The organism is Streptacidiphilus sp. PB12-B1b, assembly GCF_014084125.1.
Taxonomy (GTDB): Bacteria; Actinomycetota; Actinomycetes; order Streptomycetales; family Streptomycetaceae; genus Streptacidiphilus.
This window is the reverse complement of sequence record NZ_CP048405.1, coordinates 795,620-811,027: the sequence shown is the minus strand read 5'-3', so window position 1 is coordinate 811,027 and position 15,408 is coordinate 795,620. Positions and strand designations below refer to the sequence as shown.

Annotated in this window: 12 protein-coding genes; all 12 read right to left on the bottom strand. The window is 72.2% G+C overall.

Going from position 1 to position 15,408, the window contains the following annotated elements; genetic code table 11:
* Positions 1 to 142 precede the first annotated feature (142 nt).
* The 12 genes from GXW83_RS03795 to nuoE all read right to left on the bottom strand — a co-directional run bounded on the left by GXW83_RS03795 (position 143) and on the right by nuoE (position 15,385).
* Positions 143 to 802 (bottom strand): response regulator transcription factor, encoded by a 660-nt coding sequence (locus GXW83_RS03795; RefSeq protein ID WP_182441487.1) that lies wholly within the window; start codon positions 800 to 802, stop codon positions 143 to 145.
* A gap of 102 nt (positions 803 to 904) precedes the next feature.
* A complete protein-coding gene (locus tag GXW83_RS03790; protein WP_182441486.1) occupies positions 905 to 1,930 on the bottom strand; it encodes a polyprenyl synthetase family protein in 1,026 nt (341 codons plus the stop codon).
* 194 nt (positions 1,931 to 2,124) lie between these two features.
* Entirely contained in the window at positions 2,125 to 3,816 is a 1,692-nt protein-coding gene (nuoN, locus tag GXW83_RS03785; protein WP_182441485.1) for an NADH-quinone oxidoreductase subunit NuoN, read from the bottom strand.
* Positions 3,813 to 5,462 carry an NADH-quinone oxidoreductase subunit M gene (locus GXW83_RS03780; protein WP_182441484.1) on the bottom strand — a complete coding sequence of 550 codons (1,650 nt, stop codon included), beginning with the start codon at positions 5,460 to 5,462 and terminating at the stop codon, positions 3,813 to 3,815. The genes nuoN and GXW83_RS03780 overlap by 4 nt, the downstream gene beginning before the upstream one ends.
* Positions 5,459 to 7,354, bottom strand: coding sequence for an NADH-quinone oxidoreductase subunit L (gene nuoL / locus GXW83_RS03775; RefSeq protein WP_182441483.1), 1,896 nt, complete (start codon positions 7,352 to 7,354; stop codon positions 5,459 to 5,461). Before nuoL ends, GXW83_RS03780 begins: the two co-directional genes overlap by 4 nt.
* 19 nt (positions 7,355 to 7,373) lie before the next feature.
* Positions 7,374 to 7,673 carry an NADH-quinone oxidoreductase subunit NuoK gene (nuoK, locus tag GXW83_RS03770; RefSeq protein ID WP_182441482.1) on the bottom strand — a complete coding sequence of 100 codons (300 nt, stop codon included), beginning with the start codon at positions 7,671 to 7,673 and terminating at the stop codon, positions 7,374 to 7,376.
* Positions 7,670 to 8,557 carry an NADH-quinone oxidoreductase subunit J gene (locus GXW83_RS03765; RefSeq protein ID WP_182441481.1) on the bottom strand — a complete coding sequence of 296 codons (888 nt, stop codon included), beginning with the start codon at positions 8,555 to 8,557 and terminating at the stop codon, positions 7,670 to 7,672. The genes nuoK and GXW83_RS03765 overlap by 4 nt, the downstream gene beginning before the upstream one ends.
* Positions 8,554 to 9,174: an NADH-quinone oxidoreductase subunit NuoI gene (gene nuoI / locus GXW83_RS03760; RefSeq protein WP_182441480.1), complete on the bottom strand. Its 621-nt coding sequence runs from the start codon at positions 9,172 to 9,174 to the stop codon at positions 8,554 to 8,556. The genes GXW83_RS03765 and nuoI overlap by 4 nt, the downstream gene beginning before the upstream one ends.
* Positions 9,167 to 10,504 carry an NADH-quinone oxidoreductase subunit NuoH gene (gene nuoH, locus GXW83_RS03755; protein WP_182441479.1) on the bottom strand — a complete coding sequence of 446 codons (1,338 nt, stop codon included), beginning with the start codon at positions 10,502 to 10,504 and terminating at the stop codon, positions 9,167 to 9,169. Before nuoH ends, nuoI begins: the two co-directional genes overlap by 8 nt.
* The gene (locus tag GXW83_RS03750; RefSeq protein WP_182441478.1) at positions 10,504 to 13,062 is read right to left on the bottom strand and encodes an NADH-quinone oxidoreductase subunit G; all 2,559 of its coding nucleotides are present in this window, start codon (positions 13,060 to 13,062) and stop codon (positions 10,504 to 10,506) included. The genes nuoH and GXW83_RS03750 overlap by 1 nt, the downstream gene beginning before the upstream one ends.
* Entirely contained in the window at positions 13,059 to 14,435 is a 1,377-nt protein-coding gene (gene nuoF, locus GXW83_RS03745; protein ID WP_182441477.1) for an NADH-quinone oxidoreductase subunit NuoF, read from the bottom strand. The genes GXW83_RS03750 and nuoF overlap by 4 nt, the downstream gene beginning before the upstream one ends.
* Positions 14,432 to 15,385, bottom strand: a complete 954-nt coding sequence (gene nuoE / locus GXW83_RS03740) for an NADH-quinone oxidoreductase subunit NuoE (RefSeq protein WP_182447061.1) — start codon at positions 15,383 to 15,385, stop codon at positions 14,432 to 14,434. The genes nuoF and nuoE overlap by 4 nt, the downstream gene beginning before the upstream one ends.
* Positions 15,386 to 15,408: the final 23 nt, after the last annotated feature.

Below are 15,408 nucleotides of genomic sequence, written 5' to 3'. Positions count from 1 at the left end.
ACACCACCCGGGCGCGAGCCGTGTGCCCACGTCCGCTTCTGTGCACCGCTCGCATCCTATGCCGGTAAGGGTCGCCTTCGGCGGACCTTCGCGGCACGTCTCCGCGCCTCCGCCGCAACACTACTGACGCGCTGTCAGTGCTCTAGGAGTTGAGGTAGGTGAGCACCGCCAGCACCCGGCGGTGGTCCTCGGAGCTCTGCGCCAGGCCCAGCTTCATGAAGATGTTGCTGACGTGCTTCTCCACCGCGCCGTCGGAGACCACCAGCTGCCGGGCGACGGCCGCGTTGGTGCGCCCCTCCGCCATCAGGCCCAGTACCTCGCGCTCCCGGGGGGTCAGGCCGTCCAGCACGTCGTGCCGGCGGCTGCGGCCGAGCAGCTGGGCGACCACCTCCGGATCCAGCGCGGTGCCGCCCCCGGCGACCCGGCGCACCGCCTCGACGAAGTCGCTGACGTCCGCGACCCGGTCCTTCAGCAGGTAGCCGACGCCGCGGGTGGAGCCGGAGAGCAGCTCCGAGGCGTAGCGCTCCTCGACGTACTGCGACAGCACCAGCGTGCCCACTCCGGGGTGGCGCCGACGCAGCTCGACGCAGGCGCGGACGCCCTCGTCGGTGTGGGTGGGCGGCATCCGCACGTCGGCGACGACGACGTCCGGCAGGGCCCCGCGGGCGGCGAGCTCGTCCAGCAGGGCCAGCAGCGCCTCGCCGTCCCCGACCCCGGCCGCGACCTCCAGCCCCCGGTCGGTCAGCAGCCGGGTGAGGCCGTCCCGCAGCAGTACCGAATCCTCGGCTATGACGACGCGCACGCCCGTTCTCCCCTGATCAGTCGGCGGCCGTCCGGTCCGCCGGCCCCAGTCTGGCCGATCACGGGCCCGGCGGCATCCGGCCGCGGGGGGACGCCGCCCCCGTCACATGGTGCGCAGGGCCACCGCGTCGCAGAGCCCCTCGAGGGCGGCCTTGGCGGCGCAGTCCGGCAGGGGGGCCAGCAGCTCGCGGGCGGCCTCGGCGTAGCGCAGGGTGGCCTCGCGGGCCCGGGTCAGCGCCGGGTGGGCGCGCAGCAGCAGCAGCGCCTCGGCGTGCCGGGCGTCGGCGTCGGGCAGGGCCGGGTCGAAGCCGGTGTCCAGCAGTTCGCGCAGCCGCAGGTCGCCGGGGACGGCGGGGTCGGGCTCGGAGGCGCGCAGCAGCAGCACCGGCAGCGTGGGCACGCCCTCGCGCAGGTCGGTGCCGGGGGTCTTGCCGGACTCCTGGCTGTCGCTGGCGACGTCGAGGACGTCGTCGGCGAGCTGGAAGGCGAGGCCGATGCGCTCGCCGTACTCGGTGAGGATGTCCACCACGTGGGCGTCCGCGCCGGAGAGCAGCGCGCCGAAGCGGTTGGAGACGGCGATCAGCGAGCCGGTCTTGCCGGAGAGGACGTCCAGGTAGTGCTGGACCGGGTCCTCGCCGGGGCGGGGGCCGACGGTCTCCTGGATCTGGCCGGTGACCAGCCGCTCGAACGCCTCGGCCTGCAGCCGGACGGCCTCCGGGCCGAGCGCGGCGAGGATCTTGGAGGCACGGGCGAAGAGGAAGTCCCCGGTGAGGATGGCGACGGAGTTGTCCCAGCGGGCGTTGGCGCTGATCGTTCCGCGCCGCATCAGGCCCTCGTCCATGACGTCGTCGTGGTAGAGCGTCGCCAGGTGGGTCAGCTCGACGACGACGGCGGCGGGGATGACGCCGGGCGCGTTGGGGTCGCCGAACTGCGCGGCGAGCAGGACGAGCAGCGGGCGGAAGCGCTTGCCCCCGGCTTCCATGAGGTGCTTCGCGGCGACTGTGATGAAGGGCACATCACTCTTGGTAGCGTCACCGAGCGCCTCTTCGACGGCGGCCAGTCCGAGTTGGACGTCCGCTTCCAGTGCCTGGTCCTGCACGCTCAGCTTGAAGGGCCCCACGACGGTCACCGGGAACTCTCCTGTCGCTAGTCGGTCGCACGGCTTCGGTCCTGAGCCGCTGCTGCCATCCTGAGCAGCGTATCCGGTCAGGAGATGATCATTGCTCCGGCCCGACGTGGCAAGTACCACGTCGGGCCGCTCTGAGCCTTGCTTTTCGGGCTGTCCTCACGGGTTTCACTGGTGTTCCAGTGGTCGGCGGCGGGTCAGTGGACGAAGAACGACGCCTGGCCGGCCAGGTGCAGGAAGTACTGCGGCAGGATGCCGAGCACCAGGGTCACCACGACCCCCAGGGCGATGGCGGTGCCGGTGAAGACGCTGGGGACGGCCACGGTGGGCCCGTCGGGCCGGGGGTCGGAGAAGAACATCAGCACGATGACCCTGATGTAGAAGAACGCCGCCACCGCCGAGGAGAGCACACCGACGATCACCAGCGGCGTGGCGCCCCCGGCCGCGGCGGCCTGGAAGACCGCGAACTTCCCGGCGAAGCCGCTGGTGAGCGGGATTCCGGCGAAGGCCAGCAGGAACAGCGCGAAGACCGCGGCGACCAGCGGCGAGCGCCGCCCGAGCCCGGCCCAGCGGGACAGGTGGGTGGCCTCGCCGCCCGCGTCCCGGACCAGGGTGACCACCGCGAACGCGCCCAGCGTGACGAAGGAGTACGCGCCCAGGTAGAACAGCACGGCCGAGATCCCGGCCTTGTCCATGGCGATCACACCGGTGAGGATGAAGCCGGCGTGGGCGATCGAGGAGTAGGCGAGCAGCCGCTTCACATCGGTCTGGGTGACCGCGATGATCGAGCCGACGACCATGGTGAGGATCGCCACCGCCCACATCACCGGACGGAAGTCCCAGGTGAGGCCGGGGAAGGCGACGTACAGCAGGCGCAGCAGCGCGCCGAACGCGGCGACCTTGGTGGCGGCCGCCATGAAGCCGGTGACCGGGGTCGGGGCGCCCTGGTAGACGTCCGGGGTCCAGGAGTGGAACGGCACCGCGCCGACCTTGAACAGCAGGCCGACGCCGAGCATGGCCAGGCCGATCAGCAGCAGCGCGTCATTGCCGGTGGTGTTGGCCAGGGCCGGGGTGACCGGCGTCTCGGTGCCGGAGACGACGGCGGCGATCCCGCTGAGCGAGACGGTACCGGCGTAGCCGTAGACCAGCGCCAGGCCGAACAGGAAGAAGGCCGAGGAGAACGCGCCGAGCAGGAAGTACTTGACCGCGGCCTCCTGCGAGAGCAGCCGCCGACGGCGGGCCAGCGCGCACAGCAGGTAGAGCGGCAGCGAGAAGACCTCCAGCGCCACGAACATGGTCAGCAGGTCGCCCGCGGCGGGGAAGAGCAGCATCCCGACCACGGCGAACATGGTCAGCGGGAAGACCTCGGTGGTGGCGAAGCCGGAGCGCACCGCGGACTTCTCGGCGTCGCTGCCGGGCACCGCGGCGGCCTGCGGGGCGAAGGCGTCGACCGGCGCGCCGGTCCAGCCGGGCCGCCAGAAGCCGCGGCCGGGGGTGCGCGGGCTCTCCAGCCGACGCTCGGCGAAGCCGAGGACGGCGACCACGGAGATCAGCACGATGGTGCCCTGCAGGAACAGCGCGGGCCCGTCGACCGCGACCGCGCCCATGGCCGCCAGGTGCGCCTTGGGGCCGGCGTAGCCGTCGGCGGCCAGGGCGACGATGGCGGCGAAGGCGGCGGCCAGCCCGGCCAGGGCGATGGTGATCTGGGTCCAGTAGCGGGCCCGCCGGGGCACGAACGCCTCGGCCAGGATGCCCAGCGCGGCCGCGCCGAAGACCACCAGCATCGGGGAGAGCTGGGCGTACTCGATGTGGGGGGTGGGGATGGTGGCGTTGCTGGAAGGGTCGGCGAGCGTCCACAGGCTGTGGACGGCGCTCTGGGCGGCGGTCACTGGCCACCTCCGGTCGTGGTCTGGGTCGCGGCGGTGACGGCGACCGGGTGCGGGGGCGCGGGGTCGGTCCGCTGGACGCTGGAGAGGGTGTGGCCGACGGCCGGGTCGATGATGTCGGTGATCGGCTTCGGGTAGACGCCGAGCACCAGCAGCAGCGCGATCAGCGGGGTGACCACCACCAGTTCGCGCAGGTGGAGATCGCGCATGCCCTGCACCGCGGCCTTCACCGGGCCGGTCATGGTGCGCTGGTAGAGCACCAGCACGTACAGCGCGGCCAGCACGATGCCGACGGTGGCGATGATCCCGATCACCGGGTAGCGGGTGAAGGTGCCGACCAGCACCAGGAACTCGCTGACGAACGGCGCCAGGCCGGGCAGTGACAGCGTCGCCAGGCCGCCCACCAGGAACGCCCCGGCCAGCACCGGTGCGACCTTCTGCACGCCGCCGTAGTCGCCGATGAGCCGGCTGCCCCGGCGGGACATCAGGAACCCGGCGACCAGCAGCAGCAGCGCGGTGGAGACGCCGTGGTTGACCATGTACAGCGTCGCGCCGGACTGGCTCTGGGTGGTCATGGCGAAGATGCCCATGATGATGAAGCCGAAGTGGGAGATGGACGCGAACGCGATCAGCCGCTTGATGTCCTTCTGGCCGACCGCCAGCAGCGCCCCGTAGACGATCCCGATCAGTGCCAGGACCAGGATCGCCGGGGCGAAGGTCTTGGACGCCTGCGGGAACAGCTCCAGGCAGAAGCGCAGCATGGCGTAGGTGCCGACCTTGTCGACCACCGCCGTGATCAGCACCGCGACCCCCGGCGTCGCCTCGCCCATGGCGTTGGGCAGCCAGGTGTGCAGCGGCCACAACGGGGCCTTGACCGCGAAGGCGAACATGAAGCCGAGGAACAGGGCGTTCTCCGCGACCGGGGAGAAGTGCAGCCGGCCCGAGGCCAGCGCCTGGCTGATGGTGCTCAGGTCGAAGGTGCCGTGGCCGCCCGCGCCGATGCCCTGCTGGGCGGTGATCACGTACAGCCCGATGACGGCGGCCAGCATGACCAGCCCGCCGAGGAGGTTGTACAGCAGGAACTTGACCGCGGCGTAGGAGCGCTGGCGGGCGTCCTCGCCCTCGGTGCGGTCGCCGTAGCCGCCGATCAGGAAGTACATCGGGATCAGCATGGCTTCGAAGAAGACGTAGAACAGGAAGACGTCGGTGGCCTCGAAGGAGAGCACCACCATCGCCTCCACCGCCAGGATCAGGGCGAAGAAGCCCTGGGTGCGGCGGCTGCGCTCGAAGGTGCCGGAGTCGTTGGCCACCGGGTCGGCGTCGTGCCAGGAGGCCAGCATCACGAACGGCACCAGCGCGGCGGTGAGCAGGATCAGGACGACGGCGATGCCGTCCACGCCCAGGGTGTAGCCGATGCCGAAGGTCGAGATCCAGGAGTGCGACTCGGTGAACTGGTAGTGCGCGCCCCCGGGCTTGAAGCGCACCGCCATGACGACGGCCAGCGCCAGCGTCAGCAGCGACAGCGCCAGCGGGATGCCCTTGTTGAGGTCGCGCCTCCTGGCACTGGTGGCGGCCGGGAGGGCGGCGGTGAGGATCGCGCCGGCGGCCGGGAGGGCGGCCGTGACGGTCAGCAGCGGGAAGGAACTCACATCGACCTCATCAGGAGAGTCGTGGCGACCAGCACCAGCGCGCCGCCGAACATCGACATGGCGTAGGAGCGGACGTAGCCGTTCTGCAGCTTGCGGGCCCGGCCGGAGACCCCGCCGACGAGCGCGGCGACGCCGTTGACGACGCCGTCCAGGCCCTTGGCGTCCAGGTAGACCAGGAACCGGGTGAGGTGCTCGCCGCCGCCGACCAGGACGACATGGTTGAAGTCGTCCTGCAGCAGGTCGCGGCGGGCGGCGCGGGTGAGCAGCGAGCCCAGCGGCGGGACGGCCGGGACCGGCTTGCGGCCGTACATCATCCAGGCGACGGCCGCGCCCGCGGCGATGATCACCAGGGTGATCAGCGAGACGGTGAGCGAGCCCAGCGGGGAGTTGCCCTCCTCGTGGCCGGTGACCGGGGTCAGCCAGTTCACGAAGCAGTTGTTGACGGCGAACAGGCCGCCCGCGAAGACCGAGCCGAAGGCCAGCACCACCATCGGGATGCCCATGATCTTCGGGGACTCGTGCGGGTGCGGCTCGTGGCCCTCGGCGTCCGGCACCCAGCGCTTCTCGCCGAAGAAGGTCATCAGCATCACCCGGGTCATGTAGAACGCGGTGACGCCGGCGCCGACCAGGGCGGCGGTGCCGAGGATCCAGCCCTCGGTGCCGCCCTTGGCGAAGGCCGCCTCGATGATCTTGTCCTTGGAGAAGTAGCCGGACAGGAACGGGAAGCCGATGATGGCCAGGTAGCCCAGGCCGAAGGTGACGAAGGTCAGCGGCATGTACTTGCGCAGGCCGCCGTACTTGCGCATGTCCACCTCGTCGTTCATGCCGTGCATGACCGAGCCGGCGCCGAGGAACAGCCCGGCCTTGAAGAAGCCGTGGGTGACCAGGTGCATGATGGCGAAGACGTAGCCGATCGGGCCGAGCCCGGCCGCCATCACCATGTAGCCGATCTGCGACATGGTCGAACCGGCCAGCGCCTTCTTGATGTCGTCCTTGGCGCAACCGACGACCGCACCGAAGATCAGCGTCACCGCGCCCACGCACACCGTGGCCAGCTGCGCGGTCGGCGCCAGGTTGAAGATCGCGCTGGAGCGGGTGATCAGGTAGACGCCGGCGGTGACCATGGTCGCCGCGTGGATCAGCGCCGACACCGGGGTCGGGCCCTCCATGGCGTCGCCCAGCCAGGACTGCAGCGGCACCTGCGCCGACTTGCCGCAGGCGGCCAGCAGCAGCATCAGCCCGATGCCGGTCAGCGTGGCCTTGGAGGCCGTCCCGGCGTGCGGGAAGACCTGCGCGAAGGTGAAGCTGCCGAAGGTGCTGAACATCAGCATGACGGCGATCGACAGGCCCATGTCGCCGACCCGGTTCACCAGGAACGCCTTCTTGGCGGCGGTGGCGGCGCTCGGCTTGTGCTGCCAGAAGCCGATCAGCAGGTACGAGGCGAGCCCGACGCCCTCCCAACCCACGTACAGCAGAAGGTAGTTGTCGGCGAGGACCAGCAGCAGCATGGCCGCCAGGAAGAGGTTCAGGTAGCCGAAGAAGCGGCGGCGACGCTCGTCGTGCGCCATGTAGCCCACCGAGTACAGGTGGATCAGCGAGCCGACGCCGGTGATCAGCAGCACGAACACGACCGACAGCTGGTCGAGTTGGAAGCCCACCGGCGCCCGGAAGGAGCCCACCGGCACCCAGGTGAACAGGGTGGTGTGCTCCGCCCGGGCGGCCACCGGCTGCCCGAGCATGTGGAAGAACAGCACGAGCCCCACGGCGAACGACGCGGTGGAGGCGAGGACGCCCAGCCAGTGGCCGAAGGCGTCCAGGCGGCGTCCGCCCAGCAGGAGCACGGCGGCTCCGGCCAGGGGCACCGCGACCAGTACGGGGATGAGATTGTCCACGGTCAGTCAGCCTCCGCCGCTACAGCTTCATGAGGTTGGTGTCGTCGACCGAGGCCGAGTGACGGGTGCGGAAGACGCTCACGATGATCGCCAGGCCGACGACGACCTCGGCCGCGGCGACCACCATGGTGAAGAAGGCGATGATCTGGCCGTCCAGGTTGCCGTGCAGCCGGGAGAAGGTGACCAGGGCCAGGTTGGAGGCGTTGAGCATCAGCTCCACGCACATGAACAGCACGATGGCGTTGCGCCGCACCAGGACGCCGACGGCGCCGATGGTGAACAGCAGCGCGGCCAGGTAGAGGTAGTTGACGGGGTTCATTCGGACGACTCCTCTGCCTGCTCGGGTGCGGCCGGTGTCGGCGCGGGCTTCGCCAGTTCGGCGGAGCGGCGCGGTTCGGGCGTCCTGCGGTCGAGCCAGTCGGCGGTGCCGGTCTCCAGCTCGTCCATCCGCCGCAGCATCTCGCCGCTGACGTCCCGCATCTGGCCGCGGGCCCGCAGCGTCGGGTTGACCGACAGCTCGGAGACCGTGCCGTCGGGCAGCAGCCCGGGGATGTCCACGGCGTTGTGCCGGGCGTACACGCCGGGCGCGGGCAGCGGGGTGATCTGCTGCCCGAGCCGGACCCGCTGCTCGGCCAGCTCGCGCTGCGACTGCCGGACCTCGGTGTGCTCGCGGTGGGTCAGCACCATCGCGCCGATGGCGGCGGTGATCAGCAGCGCGCCGGTGACCTCGAACGCCCAGACGTACTGGGTGAAGATCAGCCGGGCCAGGCCCTGGACGTTGCCGCCGGAGTTGGCCGACGACAGGCCGCTGAAGGTGCGCAGGTGGGCGTTGGCGATACCGGCGATCAGCAGCACCCCGAAGCCCAGGCCGCCCAGGACCGCGGCCCAGCGCTGGCCCCGGAGCGGCTCCTTGACCGCGTCCTCGGCGGTGACGCCGACCAGCATCACCACGAACAGGAAGAGCATCATGATCGCGCCGGTGTAGACGACGATCTGCACGACGCCCAGGAACACCGCGCCCTGGGCCATGTAGCAGACGGCCAGCGCCAGCATGGTCGCCGCCAGGCACAGGGCCGAGTGCACCGCCTTGCGGCAGAGCACCATCCCCAGCGCCCCGGCGACGGCCACCACGGCCAGCACCCAGAACTGCACGGCCTCACCGGTGGAGGCGGCCCCGGTCAGCGGGGTGGCGAGGTAGGTCATACCGGCACCTCCCCGTTCTGCTCGGCCGGACCGTCGGCGGCGTCCGCGCCCTCGGCGCCCTCGGGCGTCTCGCCCTTGCTGACGGCGGTCTGCCGGACGGTGCCGGGGGCGGCCTCGGTGACCGCGCCCCGGTAGTAGTCGCCCTCGTCCATGCCGGGGAAGATCGAGTGCGGGGACTCGACCATGCCCTCGGTCAGGCCGGCCAGCAGCTGCTCCTTGGTGTAGATCAGCGATTCGCGGCTGCTGTCGGCCAGTTCGTACTCGTTGGTCATCGTCAGCGCCCGGGTGGGGCACGCCTCGATGCACAGGCCGCAGAGGATGCAGCGGGCGTAGTTGATCTGGTAGACGCGGCCGTAGCGCTCGCCCGGGGAGTAGCGCTCCTCCTCGGTGTTGTCGGCGCCCTCCACGTAGATGGCGTCGGCCGGGCAGGCCCAGGCGCACAGCTCGCAGCCGATGCACTTCTCCAGCCCGTCCGGGTGCCGGTTCAGCTGGTGGCGGCCGTGGAACCGGGGCGCGGTGGGCTTCTTGTACTCCGGGTACTGCTCGGTGAGCCGCTTCTTGAACATGGCCGAGAAGGTCACGCCGAAGCCGGCGGCGGGGCCCAACATGTCAGGCATCGTCGTCTCCTCCCTTCAGTGCTGCTGCGTTGACGGTCTGCGGGGTCCGGGAGCGCCGGCGCGGGGTGGGCGGCAGCTCCTGGCCCGGCAGCGGGGGCACCGGGAAACCGCCCGCGAGCGGGTCGAACGCGGCCGGGGCCTCCGGCTCCGGCTGCCTGCGGCTGCGCACCATGTCCCACAGCACCGACAGCAGCACCACCACCAGGACCGCCCCGAGGACGACCAGGATGACGTTGGTGTAGTCGACGCCGCGGTTGCGCAGCGCGCGCACGGTGGCGACCATCACCAGCCACACCAGCGAGACCGGGATCAGGATCTTCCAGCCCAGCTTCATGAACTGGTCGTAGCGCAGCCGGGGCAGGGTGCCGCGGAGCCAGATGAAGAAGAACAGCAGCAGCTGGATCTTGACGATGATCCACACCAGCGGCCACCAGCCGTGGTTGGCGCCCGCCCAGAACGCGGTGACCGGCCAGGGGGCGCGCCAGCCGCCGAGGAACAGGGTGCTGGCGACGGCCGAGACGGTGACCATGTTGATGTACTCGGCAAGCATGAACATGGCGAACTTCAGCGAGGAGTACTCGGTGTTGAAGCCGCCGACCAGCTCGCCCTCGGCCTCGGGCAGGTCGAACGGGGCCCGGTTGGTCTCGCCGACCATGGAGACGATGTAGACGATGAAGCTGACCGGCAGCAGGCAGGCGAACCAGGTGTGCTGCTGGGCGGCGACGATGCCGGAGGTGGACATCGTCCCGGCGTCCAGGAAGACCGCGGCGAAGGACAGGCCCATGGCGATCTCGTAGGAGACCATCTGCGCGGCCGACCGCAGGCCGCCGAGCAGCGGGTAGGTCGAGCCGGACGCCCAACCGGCCAGGACGATGCCGTAGATGCCGATCGAGGCGACCGCCAGGATGTAGATCATGGCCACCGGGAAGTCGGTGAGCTGCATGGTCGTCCGGGTGCCGAAGATCGAGATCTGGTGGTCGGCCGGGCCGAAGGGGATGACCGCGATGGCCATGAACGCCGGGATGGCGCAGATGACCGGGGCCAGGACGTAGACCACCTTGTCGGAGGCGGTGACGACCAGGTCCTCCTTGAGGGCCAGCTTCACGCCGTCGGCCAGGCTCTGCAGCATGCCCCAGGGGCCGTGCCGGTTGGGGCCGATCCGCAGCTGCATCCAGGCGACCACCTTGCGCTCCCAGACGATCGCCACCAGCACGGTGACCAGCAGGAACACAAAGCAGAACAGCGCCTTGACGATGACCAGCCACCAGGGGTCGGTGCCGAACACCGACAGGTCCTCGGTGGCGGCGAGGAGCACTCCGTGCGGGGCCATCAGTTACCCCCTCCATGGGTGGTGGCGGCGTTCCCGGCGGCCGGGGCCGCGCCGGGCGCGTCCGGGGCCTCGGGCAGGGCGGCCTGGGCCAGGCCGACGACCCGGCCGGGGAGCAGGCCCAGCGCGCGGGCCGCGCCGCCGGGCGTGGAGTTGAGCGGGAGCCACACCACCCGGTCGGGCAGGTCCGGGGTGATCTGCAGCGGCAGGGTGAGGCTGCCGCCGGGCCCGGAGACCGACAGCGGCGCGCCGTCGGCGATGCCGACCTCGGCGGCGGTCGCGGGCGACAGCCGGGCCACGGCCGGGTGCCTGGTCCCGGCCAGGGCCTGGTCGCCCTGCTGCAGCGAGCCGTGGTCGAGCAGCTGCCGCCAGCCGCCGAGGACGGCCTCGCCGGCGCCGGGGCGCGGCAGCGGGCGGGCCTGCTCGCTCGGGGCGTCCGGGCGCTCGCCGCGCCAGCCGCCGAGGGCGTCCAGCTCGCGGCGGGCGGCGGCGAGGTCCGGCAGGCCGAGGTGGCGGTCGAGGGCGTCCGCGAGCATGTGCAGCACCCGCAGATCGCTGCCGAGGTGGCGGCGGCTCATCTGGTCGGCCTTGATGGCCGGCTCGAACAGCCGGACCCTCCCCTCCCAGTCGAGGAAGGTCCCGGCCTTCTCGGCGACGGCGGCCACCGGGAAGACCACGTCGGCCCGCTCGGTGACGGCGCTGGGCCTCAGCTCCAGGCTGACCAGGAAGCCGACCCGGTCCAGGGCGGCCTCGGCGGCGGCCGGGTCGGGCAGGTCCGCGGTGTCCACGCCGCCGACCACCAGCGCCTCCAGGTCGCCGTTGGCGGCGGCGGTGAGGATGCCGTCGGTGTCGCGGCCGAAGCGGGCCGGGATCTGCGCGATGTTCCAGGCGGCGGCGGTCTGCTCGCGGGCGGTGGGGTCGGTCACCGGGCGCCCGCCGGGCAGCAGGCCCGGCAGCGCCCCGGCCTCGACCGCGCCGCGCTCGCCCGCCCGGCGTGGGATCCACGCCAGCCGGGCGCCGGTGGCGCGGGCCAGCCGGACCGCGGCGCTGAGCGCGCCCGGGGTGCCCGCCAGCCGCTCGCCGAGCAGCAGCACCGCGCCGGGGCGGCGCAGCTCCTCGGCGGCGCGCCCGGCGTCGCCGTCCAGCGGATCGCCCTCGGCCAGGGCCTCCAGCCACTCGGTCTCGGTGCCGGGGGCGGCCGGGAGCAGCGCGCCGCCGAGCTTGCCCAGGCCGCGCGAGCGGTGGGTGGCGATCGCGTAGACCTTCAGGCCCTTGGTCCGGGCGGCCTTGCGGAGCCGCAGGAAGACGATCGGCGACTCCTCCTCCGGCTCGAAGCCGACCAGCAGTGCGGCCGGGGCGGCCTCCAGCAGGGCGTAGCTGACGCCGGTGCCGTCCAGGTCCACGCCGCGTCCGGCGACGGCGGCGGCCAGGAAGTCGGCCTCCTCGCCGCTGTGCACCCGGGCCCGGAAGTCGACGTCGTTGGTGCCGAGCGCGACCCGTGCGAACTTGGCGTAGGCGTAGGCGTCCTCGACCGTGGAGCGGCCGCCGACCAGCACCGCTGCCTTGCCGTGCGCGGCGGCCAGCCCGGCGGCGGCCGCGGCCAGCGCCTCGGGCCAGGAGGCCGGGACCAGGGCGCCGCTGCCGTCCCGGACCAGCGGGGTGGTCAGCCGGTCGGGGGCCTGGGCGTAGCGGAAGCCGAAGCGGCCCTTGTCGCAGGACCACTCCTCGTTCACCGCCGGGTCGTCCCCGGCCAGGCGGCGCAGCACCTTGCCGCGCCGGTGGTCGGTGCGCACCGCGCAGCCCGAGGAGCAGTGCTCGCACACGCCCGGCGAGGAGACCAGGTCGAACGGGCGGGAGCGGAACCGGTAGGCGGCCGAGGTCAGCGCGCCCACCGGGCAGATCTGGATGGTGTTGCCGGAGAAGTAGGAGCGAAACTCGTCGCCCTCCCCGATGCCGACCTGCTCCAGCGCGCCGCGCTCCAGCAGTTCGATGAAGGGGTCGCCGGCGATCTGCTCGCTGAAGCGGGTGCAGCGGGCGCACAGCACGCAGCGCTCGCGGTCCAGCAGCACCTGGGTGGAGATCGGCAGCGGCTTCTCGTAGGTGCGCTTGACGCCCTCGAAGCGGCTCTCGGCCTGCCCGTGCGACAGCGCCTGGTTCTGCAGCGGGCACTCGCCGCCCTTGTCGCAGACCGGGCAGTCCAGCGGGTGGTTGATCAGCAGCAGCTCCATCACGCCGTGCTGCGCCTTCTCCGCCACCGGCGAGCTGACCTGGGTGCGGACGACCATGCCGTCGGTGACGGTCATGGTGCACGACGCGACCGGCTTGCGCTGGCCCTCGACCTCGACGATGCACTGGCGGCAGGCCCCGACCGGGTCCAGCAGCGGGTGGTCGCAGAAGCGCGGGATCTGCACGCCGATCATCTCGGCTGCGCGGATGATCAGCGTGCCCTTGGGAACCTGCACCTGGACGCCGTCGATGGTGACGGCGAGCAGGTCCTCGGCGGCGGGGGTCTGCGGCGGCGGGGCGGCACCCGCGCCGGGAGCCTGTGAGGTGACGGTCACGCGTGCACCTCCTTCTCCTGGGCGGTCTGGTGGGTGGAGGCGGCTGAGCCGCCGCGGGGGCGGCCGTCCGCCCAGACCGTGGCGGCGGCCGGGTCGAACGGGCAGCGGCCCTGGTCGAGGTGGGCCTGGTACTCCTCGCGGAAGTACTGCAGCGAGGAGAAGATGGGGCTGGCGGCGCCGTCGCCGAGGGCGCAGAACGACTTGCCGTTGATGTTGTCGGCGATGTCGTTGAGCTTCTCCAGGTCGCCGGGGACGCCCTGTCCGGCCTCGATCCGGCGCAGCAGCTGGACCAGCCAGTAGGTGCCCTCGCGGCAGGGGGTGCACTTGCCGCAGGACTCGTGCGCGTAGAACTCGGTCCAGCGGGTGACCGCGCGGACCACGCAGGTGGTCTCGTCGAAGACCTGGAGGGCCTTGGTGCCGAGCATGGAGCCGGCGGCGCCGACGCCCTCGTAGTCGAGCGGCACGTCCAGGTGCTCGTCGGTGAACATCGGGGTGGAGGAGCCGCCCGGGGTCCAGAACTTGAGCCGGTGGCCGGCCCGGACGCCGCCGCTGACCTCCAGCAGCTGGCGCAGCGTGACGCCGAGCGGGGCCTCGTACTGGCCGGGGTTGGTGACGTGCCCGGACAGCGAGTACAGGGTGAAGCCGGGGGACTTCTCGCTGCCCATGGAGCGGAACCAGTCCTTGCCGCGGTGCAGGATGCTGGGCACGGAGGCGATGGACTCGACGTTGTTGACCACGGTCGGGCAGGCGTACAGGCCGGCGATGGCGGGGAACGGCGGGCGCAGCCGGGGCTGTCCGCGCCTGCCCTCCAGCGAGTCCAGCAGCGCGGTCTCCTCGCCGCAGATGTAGGCGCCCGCTCCGGCGTGGACGGTGATGTCCAGGTCGAAGCCGGAGCCGAGGACGTCCTGGCCGAGGAAGCCGGCGGCGTACGCCTCGGCGACGGCGGCGTGCAGCCGCCGCAGCACCGGCACGGTCTCGCCGCGCAGGTAGATGAAGGCGTGCGCGCAGCGGATCGCGTAGCTGGCGATGACCATGCCCTCGATCAGCGCGTGCGGGTTGGCGAACAGCAGCGGGATGTCCTTGCAGGTGCCCGGCTCGGACTCGTCGGCGTTGACGACCAGGTAGTGCGGCTTGTCGTCGCCCTGCGGGATGAACTGCCACTTCATGCCGGTGGGGAAGCCGGCGCCGCCGCGGCCGCGCAGTCCGGCGTCCTTGACCAGGGCGATGACGTCGTCCGGGGGCATCGCCAGGGCGGCGCGCAGGCCCTGGTAGCCGTCGTGGGCGCGGTAGGTCTCCAGCGTCCAGGGGCGGTCCTCGTCCCAAGTGGCGGACAGGACCGGGGAGAGCAGCTTCTCCGGGGACTCGGCGGTCATTCGGCCGCCCCTTCCTGGTCGTCGGAGCCCGCGGCGTCGGAGCCCGCAGTGTCGGGGCCGGTGGCGTCCGGGACCGGTCCGGCGGGGTGGGCCGGGTCGGAGGCGGAGGTGTCCGCCGGGGGTTCGGCGTCGTGGGCGCTGGGGGTGCGGGCCGGGCCGGGCGCGGAGGCGTCGGCGGGGGCGTCGGCGGGAGCGTCCGCCGGGGGCTGCCCGTCGCGCGGCGGCTTCTCGTGCCGGGGGGCGACCACCCGGGTGGCACCGCCCGCGCCGGACAGGGTCTCGCCGCGCGCGAGCCGCAGCCCGGCCAGGGTGGCCGCGCCGCCCGCGCCGGACTCGTCCACCGCGCCGGGGCGCTCGTCGGGGAACCCGGCGAGGATGCGCGCGGTGTCCTTGAAGCTGCACAGCCGCGCGCCACGGGTGGGGCGCACCTGCTCGCCGCGGCCCGCGCGCAGCTCGTCGACCAGCTGCTTGGCGCTCTCCGGGGTCTGGTCGTCGAAGAACTCCCAGTTCACCATGACCACCGGGGCGTAGTCGCAGGCGGCGTTGCACTCGATGTGCTCCAGCGAGACCCGGCCGTCCTCGGTGGTCTCGTTGTTGCCGATGCCGAGGTGCTGCTGGAGTTCGGCGAAGATCTGGTCGCCGCCGAGGACGGCGCACAGCGTGTTGGTGCACACGCCGACGTGGTACTCCCCGGCCGGGCGCCGCCGGTACATGGTGTAGAAGGTGGCGACGGCGGTCACCTCGGCCGTGGTCAGGCCCAACTGCTCGGCGCAGTACCGGATGCCGGTGCGGCTGACGTAGCCCTCCTCGGCCTGCACCAGGTGCAGCAGCGGCAGCAGCGCCGAGCGGCTCTGCGGGTAGCGGTCGATCAGCTCCTGGGCGTCCTGGTCCAGCCGGGCCCGGGCCGCTGCCGGGTACGCCGGCGCGGGCAGTTCGGGCAGCCCCAGCATCGTCGGGGCGGTGCTCTCTTCGG